A 25314-nucleotide genomic window follows, 5' to 3' on the forward strand; every position below is an offset into this window, starting at 1 on the left:
TCACTCCTTATTTTTTAATTGGATTTTCAAACTCATTGAAAATATCAAGCATTTTATATTTTTTAGGATATAAACGACTTAATCTCTGTATTTTATAAGCAAATGAACCATTATTATAATCATTTAATTCACCAAAGAAATTAATTCTTTGTGAAGATAATAAATAGGAAGAAGCTTCACCATTTTCTTCGTTAGCATGGATTCCTAAAAAGTTTCCTTCATGATCATATAGACCAGTTCCTGAAGAACCGCCGGCAAGTTGGTATTCTGCATTACCTCTTATAATTTCACCATTTGAATTTTGGAATTTTTTGATAAAACTTGATTTTTCAGTTGTAGCATCTTGCACTAAATTTCCTGGATAAAATAAGATATCACCAACAAAGTTTTGACGAACTTGAATATTCTTTTTAGTATGTTTTTTTGTTGAACCAGGAAAGGAAGACATATACATTGTATAGTACATATAAGGGTGAATATAACGACCCATTTTAGATACTTTATTGTGTCTTATATTTTTTCAATTAGCAATATGTTCAGCAACTTTAAATCTTGGATTATTTTCTTTATTTACATCATTTTTATGCTGGTTATAGTAGTTAATTAGTTCGCTTATGTCTATTATATGAATTTTAAAATCTGTTCTATTTTTACCTTTAACATTTGATAAACTTCCATCTAAACTTTTATTGTTATTATTTTGAGAAGTTCAAAAAACAGAATTATTTGTATTTCAGTAATCTCCTAAAAATAGACTTACATCTTCTTTTGAAGTATGTTGCTTTGGTGCTGAAATAAAATCTGTAGTTTGTACTGGAACGTGAATATTAGTTCCAAAATAATATCTATTATCATTTGGATTGCTAGGATCAACTTTACCTATCATTCAAGCAGTTCCATACAAAGTTCCAAATGATCTAGCTATTACTTCTTCTTGAATTGTATTTTGAACTGAAGATTTTGTATATCAGGTTGTAACTTCAATATTTATAGGATTATCAGCATCATTATACCCAACACTTTTAAACTTAGTATCTTTATCAAACTCAAATCCATCTATTTTTAATTGATTTTTTGCTTTAGTGTGCTCATTTTTATATGAAAAAGGTTCTCCATTTTTTAAATACATAATAGATAGATAATTTCAAGTTTTATCAACAAAAGTTGAATAACTTGAAGAAAGATTGTGAATGTACATATCTTTATTAATGTGCCCTTCCCGAGCAATTAATGAGATTTTTAATTTATCTCCATTTATTGAAACTTGTGCTTTAAGATGTTTATTCATTAAGTCTTCAAGTTGTTGGTCATTTAATGTTAAATGATAGTTACTATTTGAATCGATTTTTCTTCCAATTTTTTTTAATAAATCTTCAGTTTTTCCTAAAAGTTTAATCTTTATGTTTGAAAGAGTTTTGTTATTACTTGCATTAAGTTTATTTCAACTAAAAGAAACAGCTCAATCAAAACTACCAAAAGAAAATTGTCTAAAGTTAACTTGTTTTGGACTTGCTACAAAACTAAAGTTAAGAATTGCTTCTTTACTAGTGTCTAAATTTTTAAAGTTTCTAAGATCTTTTTCTACATAAAATTCGGTTCTATCGGAGTTTTCGTGCATTTCTTTATCAAGAGCATGTTCTTTGATTGCTCCATAGTTATATTCTTGATTATTATCAAATAGTACAACAGGTAAAGGATTGTTATATTGTGAATATGAACCAGCTAGATATGAATTAACATCTCCACTATAATGTGTTAAAAATAAGGTATTTTTTAAATAAGCATTGTTTAAAGTTGTATAGTTATGTCAATTAAATGGTATTGATTCTGGAACATCTCCATTAATGTTGTTAGTTAACTGTGATTCTTGGTATTGATAACTATTGATTGTATTTAAATTATTTGCTATAAAATTAACTCCAAGTGCATCATTGTATGTATTTTGTGAAACATCTAAAGTTGGTTTTAATTCAGTTATTCCACTTTGTTGAATTAGACTTAATTTGCGATGTTTTAGTTTTCCTTCTTGTCCTTTGTCATCATAGTCTATAACTGATGATAAGTCATATTTATTAACAATTTGTACTTGATTTAGTTTTCAAGTAATTCCTTCAGTTAAACCAGTAAAAGAGAATTTTTTAAGTTCATCAAAATTTAAAAATATTGATTTGGTATTTTCTTGACGAAATTGTCTTTCAAATCAATCACCACCATCACCTGTATATCCATAACTTCTTTTGTCACTTTCACTATCGGTTGGAATATTTTTTTGCACTAAATCTACAAAAGTGAGTTTTAAATATTTAGTTCTAAATTGTTCCATTTCTGAATCAGTTGCATTGATGTTAATTGCTCCTACAAAGGTATTGCTTGTAGTATTTGCAACAGCAAACTGTATTTTGGAAATGGTTGGATTGAATGTTTGATTAGATTGTCATGAAAGTTCTTCAGGAACATTAAATGAATAATTATTATTTAGAGATACCACATCACTTAGAATATATTTATTGTATCCTTGATTAAATTTAATAATATTTTCAGATTCGATATGTCCATTTTTATAAGTTCCTACAACTGTTATGTCTCCATCATAGGCATTTACATCAGGTTTTATTGTAATGAGGTATTTATTATTTGCTGAATTAGGTAAATAATTTACATTGACATTAACTTTGTTGTCACTAAGGTTAAAAGAATTAATGGAGTATGTAGCACTTGTTCCGGTCTTGCTCATATTTACAATATTTTTACTAAATTCTACGGAATTTATGCCATAAGTTATATTAGAAATGCTATTATTTGAATTAGCATTATTTACATTAACTAAAATATTTTGGGAAGTTCCATTATATTTGGTTGTATAAGTATGTCCGTTAAATGTAAAGGTAAAATCGTTATTTTTTAAAGTAGGTAAATGATCAAAAGAAAATCATAAAGTTTTATTATCAATTAAAGAAATGTCTTTAATATGTAAATTATCTTTTGCATTAAATTTGCTTACTTGCTCATCGTATTTTGTAAATGGATCTAAAAGAGAGTAGTCTATTTTATTAAATTCTACATCGTTATTATTTGTTATAAAAGACTTATTATTTAAAGAAATATTTTGAGTTCCTATTTGTAGATTAGTAAGATAATATGTTGTATTTGCTTTAAGATTATATAAATCAAAAGTTAAATTTGTATTATTTGATTTTGGACTACTAAAATCTAAACGTTGCCCACTTGTGTCTTGAATGGATAAAGTTGCAGTATCTGATGAATCTAATGAAGTATCTAAAGAAATGGTAATTTGTGCTTTATTAGTTTGAATATTAGAAATTGTGGTATTTTGTAAATGATAGGTTTTTTTCTCTTTTTTTGGTGGTGTTTCAGGTTCTATTTCTTTTTGTTCCATTGCTGTTGTAATGCTTAAGTTATCACTTGGTAAAGATAAAGCCTTTCCATTTAACAACACAGAAGTTAAAGTATAAGTTGTATTTGCTAGAAGAGAATTAAAAGTTGTAAAAATTGTAGGTGATTCAGTTATTAAAAGATTTTGAGTATGATTTTGTCCATCTGAAATAGTAACTAAAAGATTATTTTTGTTTGAATCAGAAAGTGAGTAGTTAGAAAAGTTTAAAGTTAAAGTAACATTATTTGTATTGACATCTTTTCAAGAAATACTTGATATTGTAAAATTATCTTTTTTCTCTTGAACAGGTTCATTATCTTTATCTTTTGGTTTTGTAGGGGAAGTTGGATTTTCTGGAAGTTTTGGATTTTTATCCGGATTAGGTTTTGTAGGTGGTTTAGTTATACCGGGGTTAGGATTTTCTTGCTTTTCTTGTTTTTTAGTTTTAAACAAGAATTGACTTTCTTGTTGTTTAGTTTTTAGTGATTTTCCATTATATTTAATGTCAAAAGTATATATTTTATTTGATGATAAATTATTTATGAAAAATGTTATAGATTTTTTATCGCTTGATAAGTTTCCATTAACATTTTGATTATCATAAGTTAAAGAAAAATTACCATTTTGAAAAACGGGTTTTTCTAAAAAAACTTTAATATTAGCTGAATTTTCTGTAGTTTTATTATCTATTTTTTTAATTTCTATTTCTTTATCATTATTATCAAATTTTTCTACTTCTACTTTTTCATTACAAGCAACTGCTAAAATAGGAGAGATACCTAAAAAAGTAGGAATTATATATTTTTTAAATTTCTTTTTTTGCATAATTAATCCTTATATTTTAATTATATAAAAATACTTATAAATTGTCTTACAAATAGGGATTTCAAAAGAAATTATGCGTAAATTTTGATTAAAATATCTTTTTTTAATATTTTTTAAAATATAGAATTTTTTATAAAAGAAATAATAATATTTAAAATTTGTTATTGTTTTAGAATAACAAAGAGTATATATATATATATATATCATAATTAAAATAAATCTTCTTTTTTAATAATTTTATATTGACCTAACTCCAAATCATCAGGAAGATTTAAATTGTTAAATTTAACTCTTTTTAAATATGCAACTTTATAATCAAAAGAAAGAAACATTCTTTTTACTTGATGAAATTTCCCCTCACTAATGCTTAAAAAACATTTATTTTTTTCTATTAATTCTAAAAAGGAAGGTTTAACTTTTTCGGTTTGGGAAATGTAAAAACCTTGTGCAAATTTTTCTTTTAAAAAATCAAAATTGATTTCTTTATCTAACTCTACATAATATTTTTTAATTATGTGTTTTTTAGGTGCTAAAAGATTATGAGTGCTTTCGCCGTCATTTGTAATTATCAGTAGTCCTTCTGTATCTAAATCTAATCTTCCGATTGTATGTAGATTTTTTATATTAGTAATAGATTCAGGAAGTAAATTGAAAACTGTTTTATGTAAATTATCTTTATTTGCACAAACATATCCGGCAGGTTTATTTAATAAAATATAAATAAATTTTTCTCTTAAATAAAGATAATTCCCATTAATTGTGATTTGTAAATCGCTTTCTTGAAATAATTGACCTACTTTAATTTTAGAATTATTTACAAGAATTTGACCTTTTAAAATTAACTTTTTAATTTCTGTTCTAGAGAGATTGCAATTATCCGAAATTATTTTTTCTATTCTTTTCATTGTAACCTTATAAATTGTTTAAATCTATTATTTTTTCAAATTTATCATAATGCTTAAGATCTAAATTGTGATTAACTAAAATAAGGGTTATTTCTTTATCTTCAATTAATCTATCTAAAATTATTTCAATATTTTTTTTATCTAAATTTGAAAAAACTTCATCAAAAACTAGGAATTTTCTATTTAAATAAAATACTCTAGCAAGTGATAATCTTTGTTTTTGTCCTTCAGATAAAGCAATGGCAGACTCTTTGTGTTCAATTTTTTGCTGAACTTCATTTCATAAATTAGCTTTTTTAAGTGCTTCTATTACTTTTTCATCATTGTTTTGTTCTCATAAAGAAACATTTTTGTAAATCTCTTCATCAAAAATGATATTTTCACTATTTAAATAAGTTATTTTATTTTTATAGGAACTATCTGAAATAGTTTTTAAATCTGCTTTGTTAACTAAGATTTGCCCTTCATAATCTTGCTCAATACCAAGAATTAGTTTTAATAATGTAGATTTTCCTGTTCCTGAAGCGCCTTTGATGAAGTATTTTTTTCCTTGTTCAAAACTAAAATTAAAGTTATTGAAAATTAAATTTTTTCCATTTTTGTAACTAAAATTAATATTTTTTAGTTCAATTTTCTCTATTTCTTTTTCTAAAGTATTTCCTAAATCTTTTTCAATATTAAATTCAATTTTTTCTATTATTTTTTTAGATGTTTTTATTTTTTTGATTCCTGAAATATATGAAGGAACAGTGGTAATTAGTTTAGGAAATAGAAAATTAATAAAAGTAAGAGTAAAAATAGTAATATGTGGAACTTTTAAAAATAATAAAATAGCCATAGTGATTATTGAAACAAATTGTAGTATTCTTAAAATTCTTTCAGGAATCATTTCATTTAAAGCCTGAGCGTTGTTAACTTTTAAAGATGCTTTATAAAGTTGTCAATTTTTTTCTCTTGAGTTTTGATAAATTAAATGAGTTTTGTTGTTATAAAATAGAATTTTAAATCCATTTAAATAATTATCAATAACTTGTAAAAATTCAGTTCTTGCATTGGAATAATCTTTTTGTTTTTTTGTTTGTTTTTTATTGAAAAATAAAGAAAGCAGAACTGAAAAAAACACAATAATTAAAATAATGGGAATTAAATAAAAACTAATCAATCCTGCTGAAATTAAACTAGCTATTAGTCCAATTGTGGAACCGATTGTTCTAACCATTGTTAAAATAACTTGATCAAAAACAAGATTGCTATCATTGAAAATAATACTAAAAATTTTAGCACTATCAAATTCATAGTTGTTTTTAGCAGTTGAATTTATAAATTTATTAAACACGTTTTCTATTAATTTATTAATTAATTTCATTCTAAAATAAACTTCAAGTCGCACTCTTCATCAAATGGAAAATTTAGTAAAAAAATCAGTTGCTAAAATAAATATAATGACAATTAAAAAACTTTTAAAAAAAGCATATTTATCATTTGTAGGAACAATTGCATCATAAATTAAAGAAGAAGCATAAGACATTAAAATTCCAAAAAGAAGTGTTGAAATAACATTAATAATTTCAGCAATAATATACAAAATTGTATATTTTTTAGATGCTCTTAGCGATCATTTCATCTTTAATTTTCTCCATATCTATAATATAATCATACATTTCATAATTTTCAGCATGGTGACTGATATTTAAAATTGTTAATTCTTTATTTTGAAATAAGAAATTTTCAATTAATTCAATATTTTCTTTATCTATGTTAGCAAGTGCTTCATCTAAAATTAAAAGATTTTTGTTTCTTAAAAAAGTTCTTGCAAAATTAATTCTTTGCTTTTGTCCTGTTGATAAAATATTGTTTAAATTGATGTCATAATCTAAAGAAATTTCTGTTAAGTTAACTTTTTCCAACGCCTCTTGTGCTTCGTTATTCATACCTTGTTCTCAAAGTGTTAAATTATTATAAACAGTATCAAAGAAAACAAATTCTTTTGAGTCTAAATAAGTAAAGAAGTTATTAACTTCAGATTGAGAAATTTCTTTTAAATCATAACCATTTAAAAGGATTTTTCCTTTATATTCGTTAATTTGTTTAGTAATTATATTTAAAAAAGTAGACTTTCCTGAACCAGATGGTCCTTTGATTAAATACTTTTTTCCTTTTTCGATTTTTAAGTTAAAATCTTTAAAAATTACATTTTTTTCATTATATGAATAACTTAAATTTTCTATTATTAATTCTTCAAATTTAGGATTATCTCCTTTGAAAAATAATTTTTCATTTTTTGGTGTACTTTTGAATTCTTCTAATTTTTCTTTTAAACTTTTATAATGGACAAAGAATCACGAAGAGATTCTAAATGATAAACTAATTTTAAAGCTAAGTGCAGGAATTATTATAATGTTTGCAACCATTTCGTTTTCAAAAAGGATAAAATAAGCTGTTACTATTAATAAAGCAATATCAGTTATTGTTATTACATATCAAGTTACAACATCAACCAAAAATAATATAGAAAATATTTTCAATAATTTCATTCTAAATTTTGTGTTTAAATTATTTAATTGTTCTTGAAAAATGTGTCTAACATCTAGAAAATAAAACATTTTATAAGTAGATAAAAAAGCAGATAGTTTTACATTCCCTTCTTCAAAAGTTTTCATTAATAATTTTCATTTTTTTGAATTAAATGAAGAAATAATTAAAGGAATAACTGTTGTAATAAAAGAAAAAAGAAGGATAAATATACTTAGTTTTCAACTTGAAATTAATGCTAAAATAATGGCACAAATAATACTTCCGATATTGAAAAATAAGTTAAAAAAAGCAGAATACAACCTTTCAATAATTATTGGAATTTGATCCTGAATTTGTGAAATAAATTTACCTTTTGTTTTTATTTCAAAATTCATTGGATTTTCATTAACAGTTGATCTTAAAATATCTTCTCTAAGATGAAACTGAATTTTATTAAAAATTTTATTTTTTAAAAATAATCGTACAAATGCTAGAATTGTTGCAAAAAACAACAAACACCCTTCTATTGTAATTCAAAAATAAAATTCTTTACTATTATTTTCTTGGATGTATTGATTAATTAATCCAGGAATGTATAAAGAAAAAGTTATTTTTGTAGATATTAGCATTTCAATAATCGCAATAAAAAAAGTAAGCATTTTTTCTTTATTCAAATATTTAAACATTATTCAATTATACAACTTTCTGCAAGTAGTTTTAGTGATTTAATAACCATTTCTTCAATTATATTTTGTTTTTCTTTGATTTTATTTTTTAGATATTTTATATTTCCACCCGTAAAAAATACTGGAAGATTTTCTTTATTCATTTGCTCAATTAATCCTTTTATTGCAAAATAATTTCCGTTTATTATACCTATTGATAAAGCATCAACTGTGTTTGTTCCAATTGATTTATCAATTTTATCATTTAAGTTGATTTTATTTATTTGTGAAGTTGAATTAAAAAGAGAATTTAGTCCTTTTTCTATTCCTGGCAAAATCACAACTCCTTTAATTTCTTTTTTATATATTTTTGAAATAACAGTTGCTGTTCCAAGAGACACAATTATTGCTGATTTAAATTGTTTTGCTGTATAAAAAGCATTTAGTAAAATATCTGTTCCAATCTCAGAAAGATTAATTTGATTACTAATAATTAAATCTGTTAACTTAAATACGTGGTTTTTTATTTGGTGAATTTTAATATTATTTTCTTTTAAAACATTTTCTATTATTATATTTTTTTCAGGCTTTACTGAAGAAAAATAAGCATTTATAAAGGAAAAACCTTTATTTTTGATTTCTTTTAGTTTTGAATTTAAAGTATTTTCATCCATTTTATCAACTGGAATCTTTTCTATTTCTAATTCTTTGTTTGTGTTTAAAAATCCAATTTTTAAAAGCGAATTTCCTAAATCTAAATATAGCATTTATCCCTTTCTGTAAAAACTTTTGAAAATCTTTTCAAAAGTTTGTCAATTTAATTCTTGTGGTCTTGTGTTTTCAAGAATATTATTTTCTTTAAAAACATTTAAAATGTCTTGACTTGGAAATTTATTTTTTAAATTATTGTAAAGAGTTTTTCTTTTCATAGAAAAACAAAGTTTTACAAATTCTAAAAATTCATTAACATAATTTTGATCTAAATTTTCTTTAATTTTTAATGTTATAATAGCAGAATTTACTTTTGGTTTTGGAAAAAAACAAGTAGGAGGAACAATAAATTCTTTTGTAACATCTGCTAGAAATTGACAACTAACTGACAATTTTCCATATTCACTTTTATTATTTTTTGAAACAATTCTTTGTGCAACTTCATCTTGAACCATTATTGTTAATTTTGAAAAACTATTTATATTTTCAAATATTTTAAACAAAATTTTACTTGTAATATAGTAAGGTAAATTTGCAACAACTTCTTTTTTTGAATCAAAAGAAATTTCTTCTTTTAAAAAATCATTATGAATTAAATTAAAATTTTTGCTTGTTATCTTGTTTTTTAAAATTTCTATCATATTATTATCAATTTCAAAAGCAGTTAAATGTTTTGCTTTTGAAACAAGGATTTCAGTTAAAGCACCTTGTCCTGGTCCTATTTCTATGATTTCTTTATTTTCTACATTTGCTATTTCTATAATTTTATTGATAATATTTTTGTCAATTAAAAAATTTTGTCCCAATTGTTTTTTAGCTCTAATTTCTTTATTCATTATTTTATACCCCAAAGACTCTTTTAACATTATTTAAAATAATTTGTTTCATTTTTTCTTTTGAAATTCCTTTTATTAAACTTATTGTTTCGAGTGTATATTTTACATAGTGAGAATGATTAGTTTCAGAACGAAAAGGTTCTGGAGTTAAATAAGGAGCATCTGTTTCTGTAAAAATTCTTTCTAAAGGAATCATTTCTATCACTTTTCTTGACTCAACATTTTTTTTAAAAGTTATAACACCTGAAAAAGAAAAGTAAACATTTTTAAATTCAAGAAATTTTTCAGTTCATAATCTGTTGCCTGAATAAGTGTGAAAAACGAAGGGAACATTTTTATATTTTTTAATAATTTCATATATATCTTCAAAAGCATCCCTAATATGTAAAATTACAGGTAAATTATGTTTTTCTGCAATATCAATTTGTTTAATTAAAGAATTAATTTGAATATCTTTAGGTGGATTATCTTCATAATAAAAATCCAAACCAACTTCACCTATTGCTACAATTTCTTTTGTTATTAATTTATCTAAATTTTTATAGTCATCATTAATAGAAACAGTATTAGGATGTATTCCAAGGACTGGAAAAACATTTTTATGTTTTCCAAATTCCTGCATAATTTCTGTATTTTCGTTTCAATTAGTTGAAACGAAAAACATTTTATAAATGCCATTTTTAAAATTTTCTTGAATTTCTTGTGAAGGATTTTGATAATATTCTTTAAATGGATGAGCATGTAAGTCAATTAGATTATTTTCCATAATATTGGTACTTAATTTATAAAAGAAAGCAGATTCTTTTTCTCTTTTAATTTCTTTTTTAAAAAAAGGATTAAATTTTTCAATTATTTTTTGTGAAAATAAGTTAGTTTTATCTGCTGTTATAAAACAAGTATCTAGATTATATTCATTTTTTATCAATTCAAGTGCTTTTTCTAAACATAAGGTTCCAATTCCTCTTTGTCTTAATTTTGGATTAACTCAATAACCAATGTTACCAAAATTATTAATAATTTCATTATTTGAATCGTTACTTTTTCTTATACTAAATCAAGCTGCTATTTCATCAAATTCACCATCTTCATCTATTAAAAATAAAATTTTACCTTTTAAAAACTCATCATCTGCTTCTTTTTTAGTTAGTTCTTTCAAGAAGTTTACAATTTTAGGAAAATTTTCTTCAGAAATTTCAATTTTTGAAAAACTTATTGGATTATTTTCAAAATTTGTATTTAAAAAAAGGTCTTTATGGTTGGTTTTTAATTCACTAAATCTAAAATTAGCCATTTTTATTCCTTAATTCTTTTTTTTCTTTCTTTTAAGTTTATAATTTAAATAATAATTCAATTTTACAACAAAGGAGAAAAAATGCTAATAAACGAACGAAATGTTCTATTTGGAATGGAAAATTCCTTAAATCTAGCTAAAAAAATTTCACAAAAGGTAAATTTACCATTAACACCAATTAAAAAAGAGGTTTTTGCTGATGGAGAAGTTATGCTTAATTCAGCTGAAACTGTAAGAAATTCAAATGTTTTCATAGTTGCAAGTACCCATACACCAGTAAATGACAATATTATGGAACTTTTAATTTTTATTGATTCATTAAAAAGAGCAAGTGCAAAAGAAATAACTGTAATTTTATCATATTATGGTTATGCAAGACAAGATAGAAAAGCAAAAGGAAGACAACCAATTGCTGCAAAATTAGTTGCAAATTTATTAGAAACTGCTGGTGCTACAAAAATAATCACTGTCGACTTACATAATCCATCAATTCAAGGTTTTTTCAATATACCTTTAGATGATTTAAGAGGGCAATATGTTCTTGCAAAAAGAATTAAACAGAAAAAACACTCTTTTACAGTTGTTTCACCAGATCATGGTGGAGCTGTTAGAGCAAGAATTTTATCTGAATTGCTATCAAATTCAGTTAAAATCGCTATTATCGATAAAAGAAGAGTAGGAACAAATCAAACAGAAGTTCTTGGTATAATTGGAACTGTCGATGAAGAGCATGCAATTATAGTTGATGATATTATTGATACAGGTGGAACCATTTTAAAAGCAGCTCAAACAGTAAAAGAACACGGAGCAAAAAGTGTTATAATAGTAGCTACTCATGGAATTTTTTCCCGTGGATTTGAAATGTTTGAAGAAAGTCCGTTTGTAGATAAAGTTATAATAACTGATTCTATTGAAAAACCAGAATTAAGTAAATTTTCAAAAATAGAAATAGTTTCACTTTGTGATTTTATATCAGAAGTTATTATAGCAACAATTAATAAATCATCTGTTTCAGATATTTATAAAGGTTTCAAAAATGAACTTCTATAAAGAAAAAACCCGTATTTTTGTAAATAATGAAGACAATTTTAAAACACTAGAAAAATATGTAAATTTAATAGAAGAAAAAAATAAGGTTATGAATTTAACAGGATTTAGCGGAGACGTTCTTTGAAAAGAAGGGATTTATGAATCGCTCCTTTTCATGGAAGAAAGTTTTGCTAATAAAATAACTACAGAAAAAAATCATTTTCTGGATGTTGGTGCAGGTGCAGGATTTCCTTCAGTTCCCTTTTTAATAACTAAACCTAATATTAAATTAACTATTTATGAACCTTTAAAAAAGAGAGTAAATTTTTTAAATATAGTAAAAGAAGAATTAGATTTAAATATGGAAATTTTTCCATTAAGAGCAGAAGAATCTAAAGAAAAAGAAGTTTTTGATTTTGTTTGTGCAAGAGCAGTTATGGACTTTAAAAGATTATTTGAAATAACTCATCATTTAGGTAAAAAAGGTGCATTTTTTAGTTTTTTAAAAGGCCCTAAAGCACAAGAAGAAGTTCAAAGTTCTGTGAATTTAACTCAAAAATTCAATGAAGAAATTAATGTAAATGAATTAAAAATTTTTGAAGAAAAACAAAATTTTATTATTAATTTTTACAAATTACACTCTACTCCAATTGGTTTTCCAAGAAAGTGAGATAAAATTTTAAAAGAAAAATAAAAAGAACAAGTTGTTATTTTGTTCTTTTTCATTCTCTTTGTCTTTCTTCTAAAGTTTTGGATACAACTTTAATTTTGTCTATAAATTCTTTGTCATCAAAAGGTTTTGTTTCTTGAGCATTTACTCATAAAATGATTAAATAAAGAACCAAAATTCTGTGTTGTAAAACAAATTCGTAGTCATAAGAATCATAAGCGTTTAAAAAAATAGTTTCCTGTTCATCGCTTAATCTTGATGATTCAATGAAATAAGCTAAATCAAAATGTTTATCACCTTTTGAAGCATATTCTCAATCTATGATTCAAATTTTATTATTTTGATCAATAATAATATTATTTGCTCATAAATCATTATGAAGAGGTGTATCTTTTTTCATATTTCTCAAAATTAAATTGATTTTTTTATAATATTCATTAATTATTGGAATATTAATGTTTTTATTTTTCAATATTTCTCTATATTTTTTAATTCTTGCTGCATGATTTGAATTAGGCATTTCTACTTTGGAAGTATGTATTTTTTTCATTAAATTAGCAATGTTTATTAAATTTTCATTTGTAATTTCTATATTTTTTCCATCAATTCACTCATATTTTAATAAAGAATCTGAATTTTCTAAAAGTTTAGGAACAAAATCAAAAACACTTAAGTTTTCATAATTTATTTTGTGATTAAATTCGTTATATTTTTTTTCTTGAAGAAAAGTGTCATTTTCTTTATATGAAATATTTGTATACCCATTATTTATCTTTATTTTCATTTTTTAATTATATAATTTTTATATGAAATTAAAAGAGTTTCCATTAGAAATTAATAAAAAATTAAAAAAAATTTCTTTTTTTTATGAAGGAAATCATAATAAAACTTATATTGGATATTTTGAAAATAAAAAAGTACAAATAAGAGTTAAAAAAAACAATATTGTTAATTCAAAAAATGAAGAAAATTTCTTTTTACAAACACAAAAAAATAATTTTGTTTATTACAAAGAAGGTAACTATATAAAATTTTGAATTTCAGGAGAAAATTTAGAAAAAATTTTTTTAACAAAGAAAAAACAAAGAAAAATTCTAGAACATTTGTATTATTTTTCGTCTTTAAAAGCAAAAGATATAGAAGTTTTTAATTGGGAAACTTGAAATCATAATGATAAGAAAATTACTAAATTATTAAATGGATACAAAAATGAAAAAATGACACTTTCTCACGGAGATTTAAGGAAGAAAAATATTATAATAGACAAAAAAAACGATATTTATTTTATTGATTTTGAATGAACTAGACTAAATTATTTAATGTTTGATTTAGCTTCTTTATATTTATACGTTAATATAAGTAAAAAATTAATTATTAAATATTTTAAAATCAAAAAAAATAATTTAGACAAATGAATATATTTGGTTAAAAAGTTTAATAATGAGTGAAACGAAAAAATGTATTAAATTTTAAACTCAAATTACTCTTGCAAACAGTGGTAAAATAAAATAAAACTTAAAAGAATTTAAAAAAATATAAAAATGGTAAAATTTAATTAAAAAATAAGGAGAAAAAATGAAAAAACCAGTTATTTTAACAGTTATTGATGGATTAGGTTTAAGAGAAGAAAAACAAGGAAATGCGTTTGCATTAGCAAAAACACCTACATTTGATGAATATTTTAAAAATTATCCTCATTCTATAATTCAAGCATCTGAAGATTTTGTAGGATTGCCAAAAGGACAAATGGGTAATAGTGAAGTAGGACATTTAAATATAGGGGCTGGTTTTGTTGTTTATACAGGATTATCCCTTATAAATAAAGCTTTAGAAGATGGAGAATTTAAGAAAAATCCAAAATTTTTAAGTGCTTTTGAAAATTCAAAAAAAACAAATACAGCCTTACAAATTATGGGTCTTTTATCTCCAGGGGGAGTGCATTCATTAGAAAATCATTTATTTGAATTAGTGGAAGCAGCTCATGAAAATGGAGTTAAAAAAGTTTCTATTCACTTATTTGGAGATGGAAGAGACGTTGCTCCACAATCCATATTAACATCACTTGAAAAATTAAATGCAATACTTTCTAAATATCCAGATTATAAAATAGCTTCTATTTCCGGAAGATTTTATGCAATGGATAGAGATAAAGTTTTTGAAAGAGTTGAGAAAGCTTATGATGCAATTTTAGGGTTTTCTAATGAAAAATTTACTGATGTAACTGATTATGTAAAACAACAATATGAAAAAGGAATTTATGATGAATTTTTAGTTCCAGCAGTAAATTATGAAGTTGAAAAAAATGACTTTTTAAGAAATAAAAACTCTGTAATATTCTTTAACTTTAGACCAGATAGAGCAAGACAATTAAGTCATTTGATTTTAAGAACTAATCTTTATGATTTTATGCCAGAAAAACAAGTTCATGTACATAATTTTGTTTCAATGATGAAATACGAAGGAATTGAAACAAATATTGCATTTGAAGAAACTGAAGTAAAAGAACCAATTGGAAAAGTTATAGAACAAGCAGGTTTAAAACAATTAAGACTTGCAGAAACTCAAAAATATGCTCATGTAACATTCTTTATGGATGGTGGTAATGATGTAGAATACAAAAACAGTGAAAGAATAATGGTTCCTTCTTTAAAAGTTGAATCTTATGCTGATGCTCCACAAATGTCTGCAAAAGAAATTACTGATAAATTATTAGAAAGAGCAAAAGAATTTGACCTTGTGATTATGAATTTTGCTAACCCAGATATGGTTGGACATACAGGGAATTTAAAATCAGCAATAAAAGCAGTCGAAATTTTAGATGAGCAACTTGGAAGAATTAAAAAATGAGTTGAAGAAAACAATGCAATTCAATTTATAACAGCAGATCATGGAAATGCCGAAATTACAGAAGATGAAAATGGTAAACCAGCAACAAAACATACTTCTCAACCTGTAATGTTAATTACAACAGATAAAACTTTAAAATTAAAAGATGGAAAATTAGCAAATATCGCACCAACAGTTTTAGATTATATGGGTATACAAAAATCCAAATATATGACTGAAGAATCACTGATTATAAAAAAATAATTTAAATTAATAGGAAAAATAAAGAAAATTTCCTATTTTTTTATTTTTTTAAAATTTTTTCACAAAAAAAGAAATATTAAATAGAATGAAAAAAAGAATTGTTAGAATTATTATGTTTTTACTTATTTGTTTTTTATTACCTTTTTTCAGTTTTTCAGCAGGTGTGCAAAAATATGAAAATAAAGATAAAATTTCTATATTAAACAAAGAAAAGTTATTCAGTAACATTAATTATATTGAAACTTTTAAAAAAGACTTTGACTTAGATTCACAAAATATAGCATTTTTAATAAAGAATCAAGAAAAAGAAAAATTTAGTCAAAAAAACAAATTTTTAATTCAAGTTATAAGTGAAATTAGCCCTAAAACAAAAGTCAATATTTATTATTTTAATAATGAAGATGATTATAAAACCATTCTTAATAAGATTAATACAGAAAAAAATAAAGGAATTTTTCATTTTTATGATCAGGTTGATAAAAATGATGAAAAAAATGAAGAAGCTTTAAAATTTCTTGAAAAATTTTCAGATATTAATTATATAGGTAATTTTTTTCCTGCAATTTATAAAGAAAATAATATTTTTTTAGATAGTTTTAATTCTATTTTGGTAGGAAATATAGGAACTCGTTTAAAAGGAAATATTGTTGATTTTAATTCTTTAAAAAAAGAAAATCAGTATGAAAATAAAAAAACAAAAAATGGCAAAATTTCTGCAAGCATTGTAGCAACAACTGCTTGAATTTCAAATACTGAAGAAGGTAGTATGGAAGATGCTTATTTAGCAACAGCAATAATAATAGCTACATTTTCAAGAATGATTATTGAAGATACAAGAAAAAATTTAAAAGAAAAAACTCTTTTAGCAATTAATTCTTTGCTTTCTTCTGCTAAAAATAATTTAAATTTTAATGAAAAATATTTTAATAATTTTTGACTTAAAATAGGTAGTGGAGTTTTTGATTTTGAAAAGTCCATTAAAAACTATCAAAGGTCTAAACTTATTAAAATTGAGAACACATCAAAAGAAAATGAAATAGCATATTTACAGGAATTCTCTTTTTTAAAGGAACAAGACTTAAATTTAACTATTTTTTGATATGATCAAGAAGGAGTGCGAGATAAAGAAAAATATCAAAAATATTTAGAACTTAAAATGAGTCAAGTGGCAGCAAGCTGACAACCTAATCCTGTATTTGGTGATATAACTAGTGAATATTTAAGAAAAGAGTACAAAAAAACTTTTTATTCTAAAAATGACTTAGATTTATTTTTAGATTTTTACGATGGTGGTTGAATAGAAATAGGTAGTTCAACAAGCAAAAAAGCTAATGTTGAGAAAATTTCACTGAAAATTCCTTATTCTGGAAAATATAGAATAAGAGTTAAAAAACCAAAAGAAAAAATAAAAGAGAACAGTAAATTTGTTCTCAATTACTAAGAAAGACCATTTTTTGTGTTTTTTTCTTTATAAAATGTGTTTATTTTCTTTCTTTTTTCAAAAAATAATGTAAAATTTTTATATATTAAAAAATAAAAATAAATTTAAAAGTTTTTATTCAAAATAAAAATTTTAAAAGTAATATAGAAAACAAAATTTTAAAAAAGAGGAAATATGATTAGAAAATTTTATTGTTCTAAAGTAGAAAACCATAATACAAAAACAGTTGAATTTCAATTTAAAGCAGCTAAACAACCAGATCATTTAGTTTTTAACAGTTTAGAAGAAACTATTAATTATTTCAAATCATTAAAATTAAATGCAACAATGTGACTAAGAGAAAACGGAATTTTTGTTAGTTCAATAAAAACAAGAATTGGTGAAGAAGAAGATTCAGAAGTTGAAGTTGAAATTGTTCATTTTGAACCTAAGAAAAAAGAAGTAGAAGTTGAATGAAACGTTTCTGATGATTGTGAAGAGTGCAAAAAACTAGATGCAAGTGTAGAGACTTGAAATAAAGTTGAAGAAGTTAAAAAAGAAGAAGTGAAAGTTGTTTCTCATTCTTCTTCAAATGTTGCAGAAGGAAATTGTAATTGCGAAATGTGTGCAATTGCCTCTTCTATCGAAGATTCAAACAAAGTGGTTGAATTAAAAGATGAAACTTTAGATTGTTCAGAATGTAAAGAATGCTCTGAATTTGAAGAAGAAGATGACAATAAATGTAATTGCGAATTGGAAGAAGAAAAAACTCCAATTTTAGAAACAAAAGAAAATATTGTTGTTGAAGAAGAATGTTTAGAATGCAAATTAGAAGCAGAAGTTGGTTCTGACTGTTATGAATGTAAAGAATGTGATTTAGAGGAAAATACATCTAAAGTTGTTTCTGCTGTAGAAATATCATCTGATTTACCAAACTCTAATTCATGTGAAGTATGTGAAAATAATGTAGAAATTGAAAAAGAAGAATGCAAAGGTTGTCAACTACAAGAAAATGAACAAACTTGTTCAGAATGTGACTATAGTGCAAATGATAATAAAGAAATTATTTCATCTACAAACAAAGAAGTTGAATTGTCACATATAGATTGTGATGAATGTTTAAGATTACTTGAAATTGAAAATCAAAATTTAATAAATGGATGTAATATTTGTGATTCATTTGTTAAATCAAACGTATCACCTTCAACTCAAGTTTTAGCTGAAAATGAAGAAAAATCAAAAGATTTTGTAACTTTAGAAGAAAAAAATAAAGTAGAAATTTCTTCAGATTGTGAAGCTTGTGCAAAAGCAAATCAAGTAGAATTAGAAGAAAAATGTTCAGGATGCGAAATCTTATTCAAAAAATCAGATATTCACCATGTAACAAACTTGGAATCAAAAGAAGGATGTCAAGAATGTTATAATATAGAACAAGAAATCGCTAAATGAAATGCTGAATTAAATAAATATTCAACTATTGAAAAAGAAGAACAAACAATTATTTCTTCTCCAAAAACTTCATCTGTTGTATCTAATAAAGAAAATCCACAACTAATAATAAATGAAAATTCTGAATCTTTAGTTGTTTCAGGTAAGGTTTTAGTTTACCACACTAATGAAAAAATAAATGTAGATGAAGAATATGTTTTAGTTAAAAAATCTACAAAAGAAGCAATTGATGTTGAAGTTGTTGAAATTTCTAGTTTAGATATTAATACAGGTACTCAAAACGTACAACAAACTAAAGAAAGTATCTGAACTAGAACAAACTATGTTCTATGATTTATTTTCTGAATATTACTATTACTTTTATTAGTATCATTATTAATTTTCTTCTTGGCAGTTTAATAATAAAAATTAAAACGTATCAAATTTATTAAGATACGTTTTTTTAAAAAGAATAATAATGTTAGCATTAGTTATACTTACTTTTATACTTGTCTTTATAATATTTCTATCAATAGGAATAAAAGAAATATTAATTTTAATTAAAGATATAAAAAGTAAAAAATCAAAATTCAGAGAATTAGCTGATTCTAATAAAAATAGAGTAATAATAGAATTAAAAAACGCAGTTGATGAACTTTCAAGAACTAAAACAGGAGCAATAATAACTATAGAAAATCACGATAATATTGAAAATTTAAGAACAGATGGAATAAAAATTGATTCCAATATTTCTTCTTCACTTTTACTTTCTATATTTAATAAAAACTCTCCACTTCATGATGGAGCAGTGATAATTCGTGGAAATAAAATGATTTATGCTTCCACCTATTACAAAATAACATCTAAATCAATTAATAATAAATTTGGTTCTAGACATAGAGCGGCAATGGGAATTAGTGAACAATCAGATTCAACAACTATTGTTGTTTCAGAAGAAACAGGAGGAATTACCATTGCAAAAAATGGTAAATTTGAATACGTTTTAATAGATGATTTTAGAAAAATTTTAGAAACAAAACTTAAAAATTAAGAAACAAAGGAGGGCAGAATATGACACCTATTGAAAATGCTATTGAAAAAAAAGATATTTCTTGGATTAGGGAATATTCGAAAAATACTCCTATTGTAACAATCGCCGATGAGGTAGAAAAATTAAATGATATTCATAGAATAATTTTCTTTAGAATGTTAAATACAGAAGTAGCAGGAGATGTTTTTTCTTATTTGCCAATTGAAATACAAGAAAATTTGATTCATAATTTTTCTCAAGATATGCTTAATCAAATTGTTGATGAACTTTATACAGATGAAATTGCAGATTTAATTGAAGAAATTCCACAAAATTTAGCACAAAAAATATTAAAAAACATCGATCCGGAAACAAGAAAAGCATTAAACAGAATCTTAAGATATAATGAAGATCAAATTGGTTCGGTGATGTCTGTAGACATTATAACTTTAAAAGAAAATTGAACCGCAGGACAAGCTTTAGAATATATTAGAAATAAAAAAGATGAAGTAGAGTTAACTCATTATTACTACATTGTTAATAAAAATAAAAAATTAGTTGGTGCTTTAACTTTAGAAGATATCGTTTTTTCAAAAGTATCTTACCAACTTAAAGATATTATGTTTGCAGTTCCTAATGTTTATACAACAGACTCAAAAGAAGAAGTTGCTAATATCTTTGCTGAACACGATATGTCAGTAATTCCGGTAATGAATTCATCTAATAAGCTTGTTGGAATGGTGACTTCAGATGATATTATTGATATTTTTCAAGAAGAAGCTACAGAAGATATTTATAAAATGGCAGGAATTAGTTCGAAGATAGTTGAAGAAGAATACTTAAAAACTAAAGTATTAACCATTGTAAAATCAAGAATATTTTGATTAATAATTTTGATGTTAGGTTCTACTTTATCACAAGTTGTTATTCAACTTTTTACCGATTCACTTGAAAATAGTTCAAGTTTAAAAGCTTTAGGACTAGGGATATTTATTTCAACAATTGTTTCGATAATTCCTGTAATTTCGGGTTCAGCTGGAAATGCTGGTTCGCAATCAGCAACTACCATAACAAGAGCCCTTTCTTTAGGGGAAATAGAAAAAAGAGGATATTTAAAAAAGGTATTTTTCAAAGAAGTTAATGTTGGAGCAATTATTGGATTAATATTAATGCTAGTCAATTTTTCAAGATTAGTAATTTATTTTATGATAACAAAAGATATTTTTAATACAGAATTTATTACATCCAGTGAAGGAATTGTTACTAAATTACCTAAATATGCCTATATTTTAATAATTTCAGCAGCAGCTTCTGTATCAATGTTTTTGGTAATTATCTTTTCAAAAATTTTAGGTTCTGTAATACCTTTATTAGCAGCAAGAATGGGTAAAGATCCAGCTGTTATGTCTGCACCTATTTTAGCAACTTTAACAGATGCAACTTCAACTTTTATCTTTTTTGGTATAACTATTTTAATATTCTTATTAATTTAATATAATTTATATAAGGAGAAAATAATATGGATCAAGTAACAATATGAGTTATTGCTGGGGTTTTACTAGCTTTAATTATCGGAGTTCTTTTATTTCAAATAATTTCAGAAAGAATCAAAAGAAAAAAAATCAAAAAAGAAAAAGCAGAATTAAATAAAATAGAGCAAGAAGTAATTGAAGCATCTGTATATAAAGTGAATGCAATAATGGAAATTAACGATGACTTTTTAAAAAAATTTGTAGTTTCTGTTGGTGATAAAAAAATGAAGGACATTCGTAGTTTTGCAGAAAAACAATTAAAAGAAATCACTCATGAAAAAAAATATAAAAAAATTTTTATTCATAATAAATTGGAAAGAGATACTACAATTCATCAAAATATTTTAAATTTAATTGAAAATAAATCAAATTTATGATCTAAAAAAAATCAAGAAGAAATAAAATATTTTAAAGATATGGAAAAAATCTTTTTAGAAAAAAATTCAGAAGAATATTTATCTAAAAAAGAACAATTTAAGCAAGAGGTTTTATCAAATGTCTAAAAAGAAAAATATTCCCAATTATTTAACTATTTTTAGAATGATTTTATGAATTCCTTTTGTTATTCTTTTAGTCATTTATTACAATAATGCACATTATAAATATGCCTTTAAAGATAGTTTTATTAATTTTCATCTTTTAGCAGTTTCTGTTATCATCTTCTTGCTTGCAATGTTTACAGACTTTTTAGACGGATATTTAGCAAGAAAATGAAATGTAGTTAGCAATTTTGGAAAACTATTTGATCCAATTGCAGATAAAGTTATCACAACAACTGCATTAATATTTTTAGGACTATTTAATTTTACAGAAATTTGAGTAGTAATTGTTTTCATTGTTAGAGATATTGTTGTGGATGGATGTAGAAATTTAGCAGCAAAAAATAATTTAAATATTAGTGCTTCTATTTGAGGAAAATGAAAAACCTTTATTCAAAGCTTTGCTATTCCTTTCCTTTTCTGAATAACACCATTTTTTATTAATAATACAAACTGAGTTTGAATCTACTGAGTTGTAAATATCCCGCTTTTTATAGCACTTATTTTCTCTTTATTTTCTGGATTTTTATATGTGAAAGAAATGACAAAAATTCTAAAAAAATAATATAAATTAAACTTCTTTTTCCCAAGAAGTTTTTTATTTATTTTATATTTCTTTTTAGATAAATTTAAAAACTTTTAGATAACTTTATTGTATAATAGTAATAATAAATTAGTTAAATTAAGGAGAAAAAATGACCCCACATATTAATGCAAAACCAGGGAAAATTGCTAAAACAGTTTTAATGCCTGGAGATCCATTAAGAGCAAAATTTATTGCTGAAAAATTTTTAACAAATGTTGAACTTGTAAATACAGTTAGAAATATGTTTATGTACACTGGATTATACAAAGGAAAACCAATTACAATCGCTGCATCAGGAATGGGAGTCCCATCAATTGGAATTTACTCATATGAATTATTTAAATTTTATGATGTAGATAGAATTGTAAGAATAGGTTCTGCAGGAGCTTATACAGCAGATTTAAAATTATACGATGTTTTATTAGCTGATAGTGCTTATTCAGATTCACACGCATTTTCACAACTTGTGCTTGGAGAAAATACACATTTATTAGAACCATCTAAAAAATTAAATGCACAATTATTAGAAAATGCTTTAAAATTAGGAATTAATTTACATGTAGGAAGAGTTCACTCATCTGATGTTTTCTACTCTTCTAGACCATTAAATAAGACAATTGAATTAACAAAAGCAGTTGCTGTTGAAATGGAATCATTTGCTTTATTTGCAAATGCTAAAAAATTAAATAAAGAAGCTGCTTGTTTATTAACCATTTCAGATAATTTAATTACAAAAGAAGAAACTTCATCAGAAGAACGTGAAACTAAATTTTTACAAATGATGGAAATTGCTTTAGAACTTGCATAAAACAAAAATAGACTAACTTTTAGGTTGGTCTATTTTAAAAAAAGAAAAGTGAGAAAAAAATGAGAATAGTTGATTTAATAATAAAAAAAAGAGAAGGTTTTGAACTTACAGATAAAGAAATTGAATTTATTATTCATAATTATGTAAGTGGAGAAATTAAAGATTATCAAATGTCTTCCTTTCTAACAACAATTTTATTTAAAGGAATGACACCTAAAGAAATTGGTAAATTTACTTTAGAAATGATGAAATCAGGAAAAATAATTGATTTATCTTCAATTCACGGAATAAAAGTTGATAAGCATTCAACTGGTGGTGTTGGTGATAAAACAACTTTAGTAGTAGGTCCAATTATAGCAGCTTTAGGTGTTCCGGTTGCTAAAATGTCAGGTCGTGGACTTGGACATACAGGTGGAACTATTGATAAGTTAGAATCAATTCCAGGTTTTGGAGTTGAGTTAACTGAAGAACAATTTATCAATCAAGTAAATAAAATCAAAATTGCAGTTATAGGACAGAGCAATGACTTAGTTCCTGCTGATAAAAAACTTTATGCTTTAAGAGATGTTACGGGAAATGTATCATCAATTCCACTTATTGCATCTTCAATTATGTCTAAAAAACTAGCAACTGGTTCAGATGCAATTCTTTTAGATGTAAAATGTGGAAATGGTGCTTTTATGAGTAATTTAGAAGAAGCAAAAAAATTATCCGAACAAATGATTACTATAGGAAAACAACTTAATAGAGATGTTAGAGTAGAAATAACTAATATGTCTAGACCAATGGGAAAAGCTATTGGAAATAAAAATGAAGTTTTAGAAGCTATTGAAACTTTAAAAGGTAATGGACCAAAAGATTTTGTTGAACTATGTTATTCTGCTTGTTCTACAATTCTAAAACAAGCAAAAGTTACAAATGATGAACAAGAAGCTTTAAAAATGATTGAAGAAGTAGTTCACAACGGTAAAGCACTTGATAAATTTTATGAATTTGTAAAATTCCAAGGCGGAGATGTTGATAAATTGAAAGCTGCTGATTTTTGAAATCCAAAATACAAATTAGAAGTATTTGCCCAAAAAGATGGATATATGGAAATCACTTCCGCATTAGATTTTGGTATTGTTGCTTCAAAACTTGGAGCAGGAAGAGAAACAAAAGAAGATTCAATCGATTTTGAAGCTGGAATACAAATTAACAAAAAAACAAATGACAAAGTTAATAAAAACGATCTTTTATTCACACTATATTCTTCAAATCCAATAAATGAAGAATTAGTTCAAGAATTAAAAGATTCATATAAAATAAATTCTCAAACAGTAGAAAATAAAATAATTTTAGAAAAAATGGAGTAAAAATGAATTGAGCAAAATTAATTGATCACACTTATTTAAAACCAGAAGGAACAACAAAAGAAATTAATAAACTTGTTGCTGAAGCAAAAGAATACGGTTTTAAAACAGTTTGTGTAAACTCATCATGAGTAAAATATGTAAAAGAAAAATTAGAAAATTCTGAAGTAGGAATCACAGCAGTGGTTGGTTTCCCTTTAGGTGCAATGATTACACAAGCAAAAGCACAAGAAGCAAAACTCGCTGTTAACCACGGAGCTGATGAAATTGATATGGTTATTAATATCGGGAAATTAAAAGACGAACAATATGAATTTGTTTTAAACGATATTAAAGCAGTTAAAAAAGAAATCGGTTCTAAAATTTTAAAAGTCATTGTAGAAACCGCTTTATTAACTAAGGACGAAATCAAAAAAGCAACAGAAATAGTTTTAGCTTCCGGAGCAGAATTTGTTAAAACTTCAACAGGTTTTTCATATAGAGGTGCTTCAGAAGAAGATATTAAAATTATGAAAGAAGTTGTAGGAGACAAAATTGAAATCAAAGCAGCCGGTGGAGTAAAAAGTCTAGAAGACTTGAAAAAAATGTATGATCTTGGTGCTACAAGATTTGGAACATCATCAGGTGTTCAAATTATGCAAGGAATAGCTTTAGATAAAAATAATAACTATTAAAAAACCAAATATACA

21 protein-coding genes are annotated in these 25314 nt (G+C 24.3%); 13 read left to right on the plus strand and 8 right to left on the minus strand.

Features of this window, described 5'->3' with window-relative positions:
• Window positions 1-7: 7 nt before the first annotated feature.
• The 7 genes from ACXX86_RS00385 to ACXX86_RS00415 form a co-directional block, all read right to left on the minus strand.
• Window positions 8-4219, minus strand: a complete 4212-nt coding sequence (locus ACXX86_RS00385) for a hypothetical protein (protein ID WP_458560930.1) — start codon at window positions 4217-4219, stop codon at window positions 8-10.
• Between the two features lie 209 nt (window positions 4220-4428).
• A complete protein-coding gene (locus ACXX86_RS00390) occupies window positions 4429-5124 on the minus strand; it encodes a pseudouridine synthase (protein ID WP_458559322.1) in 696 nt (231 codons plus the stop codon).
• A gap of 7 nt (window positions 5125-5131) precedes the next feature.
• A complete protein-coding gene (locus ACXX86_RS00395) occupies window positions 5132-6748 on the minus strand; it encodes an ATP-binding cassette domain-containing protein (protein ID WP_458559323.1) in 1617 nt (538 codons plus the stop codon).
• Entirely contained in the window at window positions 6723-8324 is a 1602-nt protein-coding gene (locus ACXX86_RS00400) for an ATP-binding cassette domain-containing protein (RefSeq protein ID WP_458560931.1), read from the minus strand. The genes ACXX86_RS00395 and ACXX86_RS00400 overlap by 26 nt, the downstream gene beginning before the upstream one ends.
• Window positions 8324-9070 carry a type III pantothenate kinase gene (locus ACXX86_RS00405; RefSeq protein ID WP_458559325.1) on the minus strand — a complete coding sequence of 249 codons (747 nt, stop codon included), beginning with the start codon at window positions 9068-9070 and terminating at the stop codon, window positions 8324-8326. Before ACXX86_RS00405 ends, ACXX86_RS00400 begins: the two co-directional genes overlap by 1 nt.
• Entirely contained in the window at window positions 9071-9850 is a 780-nt protein-coding gene (gene rsmA / locus ACXX86_RS00410; protein WP_458560932.1) for a 16S rRNA (adenine(1518)-N(6)/adenine(1519)-N(6))-dimethyltransferase RsmA, read from the minus strand. It abuts the gene before it with no gap.
• A gap of 4 nt (window positions 9851-9854) precedes the next feature.
• Entirely contained in the window at window positions 9855-11141 is a 1287-nt protein-coding gene (locus tag ACXX86_RS00415) for a TatD family hydrolase (RefSeq protein ID WP_458560933.1), read from the minus strand.
• An 81-nt stretch (window positions 11142-11222) separates the two neighbouring features.
• Between ACXX86_RS00415 and ACXX86_RS00420 the strand changes: the two genes are divergently transcribed.
• The gene (locus tag ACXX86_RS00420; RefSeq protein ID WP_458560934.1) at window positions 11223-12191 is read left to right on the plus strand and encodes a ribose-phosphate pyrophosphokinase; all 969 of its coding nucleotides are present in this window, start codon (window positions 11223-11225) and stop codon (window positions 12189-12191) included.
• Complete coding sequence (rsmG, locus tag ACXX86_RS00425; RefSeq protein ID WP_436358516.1) at window positions 12178-12864, plus strand: 16S rRNA (guanine(527)-N(7))-methyltransferase RsmG; 687 nt, start codon at window positions 12178-12180, stop codon at window positions 12862-12864. The genes ACXX86_RS00420 and rsmG overlap by 14 nt, the downstream gene beginning before the upstream one ends.
• Window positions 12865-12877: 13 nt before the next feature.
• On the opposite strand, the gene ACXX86_RS00430 is transcribed toward rsmG, so the two are convergent.
• Window positions 12878-13624 carry a phosphotransferase gene (locus ACXX86_RS00430; protein ID WP_436358515.1) on the minus strand — a complete coding sequence of 249 codons (747 nt, stop codon included), beginning with the start codon at window positions 13622-13624 and terminating at the stop codon, window positions 12878-12880.
• Between the two features lie 22 nt (window positions 13625-13646).
• Here ACXX86_RS00430 and ACXX86_RS00435 point away from each other — a divergent pair, with 22 nt between their 5' ends.
• The 11 genes from ACXX86_RS00435 to deoC all read left to right on the plus strand — a co-directional run bounded on the left by ACXX86_RS00435 (window position 13647) and on the right by deoC (window position 25299).
• Complete coding sequence (locus ACXX86_RS00435; RefSeq protein WP_436358513.1) at window positions 13647-14306, plus strand: phosphotransferase; 660 nt, start codon at window positions 13647-13649, stop codon at window positions 14304-14306.
• Between the two features lie 109 nt (window positions 14307-14415).
• Complete coding sequence (gpmI, locus tag ACXX86_RS00440) at window positions 14416-15930, plus strand: 2,3-bisphosphoglycerate-independent phosphoglycerate mutase (RefSeq protein WP_436358512.1); 1515 nt, start codon at window positions 14416-14418, stop codon at window positions 15928-15930.
• A gap of 85 nt (window positions 15931-16015) precedes the next feature.
• Window positions 16016-17371: a hypothetical protein gene (locus tag ACXX86_RS00445; protein ID WP_436358510.1), complete on the plus strand. Its 1356-nt coding sequence runs from the start codon at window positions 16016-16018 to the stop codon at window positions 17369-17371.
• Between the two features lie 174 nt (window positions 17372-17545).
• Window positions 17546-19198 (plus strand): hypothetical protein, encoded by a 1653-nt coding sequence (locus ACXX86_RS00450; protein WP_458557227.1) that lies wholly within the window; start codon window positions 17546-17548, stop codon window positions 19196-19198.
• Window positions 19199-19256: 58 nt separating this feature from the next.
• Complete coding sequence (locus ACXX86_RS00455; protein ID WP_436358508.1) at window positions 19257-19829, plus strand: diadenylate cyclase; 573 nt, start codon at window positions 19257-19259, stop codon at window positions 19827-19829.
• Between the two features lie 20 nt (window positions 19830-19849).
• On the plus strand, window positions 19850-21301 hold the full coding sequence (gene mgtE / locus ACXX86_RS00460) for a magnesium transporter (RefSeq protein ID WP_458560330.1): 1452 nt from the start codon (window positions 19850-19852) through the stop codon (window positions 21299-21301).
• Window positions 21302-21327: 26 nt separating this feature from the next.
• The gene (locus ACXX86_RS00465; RefSeq protein ID WP_436358505.1) at window positions 21328-21843 is read left to right on the plus strand and encodes an MHJ_0274 family protein; all 516 of its coding nucleotides are present in this window, start codon (window positions 21328-21330) and stop codon (window positions 21841-21843) included.
• Window positions 21836-22444: a CDP-diacylglycerol--glycerol-3-phosphate 3-phosphatidyltransferase gene (pgsA, locus tag ACXX86_RS00470; protein ID WP_436358504.1), complete on the plus strand. Its 609-nt coding sequence runs from the start codon at window positions 21836-21838 to the stop codon at window positions 22442-22444. The genes ACXX86_RS00465 and pgsA overlap by 8 nt, the downstream gene beginning before the upstream one ends.
• 130 nt (window positions 22445-22574) lie before the next feature.
• On the plus strand, window positions 22575-23273 hold the full coding sequence (gene deoD / locus ACXX86_RS00475) for a purine-nucleoside phosphorylase (protein ID WP_436358503.1): 699 nt from the start codon (window positions 22575-22577) through the stop codon (window positions 23271-23273).
• A 59-nt stretch (window positions 23274-23332) separates the two neighbouring features.
• Complete coding sequence (locus ACXX86_RS00480; RefSeq protein ID WP_436358502.1) at window positions 23333-24628, plus strand: pyrimidine-nucleoside phosphorylase; 1296 nt, start codon at window positions 23333-23335, stop codon at window positions 24626-24628.
• Between the two features lie 2 nt (window positions 24629-24630).
• Window positions 24631-25299, plus strand: a complete 669-nt coding sequence (gene deoC, locus ACXX86_RS00485; protein ID WP_458559333.1) for a deoxyribose-phosphate aldolase — start codon at window positions 24631-24633, stop codon at window positions 25297-25299.
• Window positions 25300-25314 lie beyond the last annotated feature (15 nt).

This window comes from Mycoplasma sp. CB776, assembly GCF_054343395.1.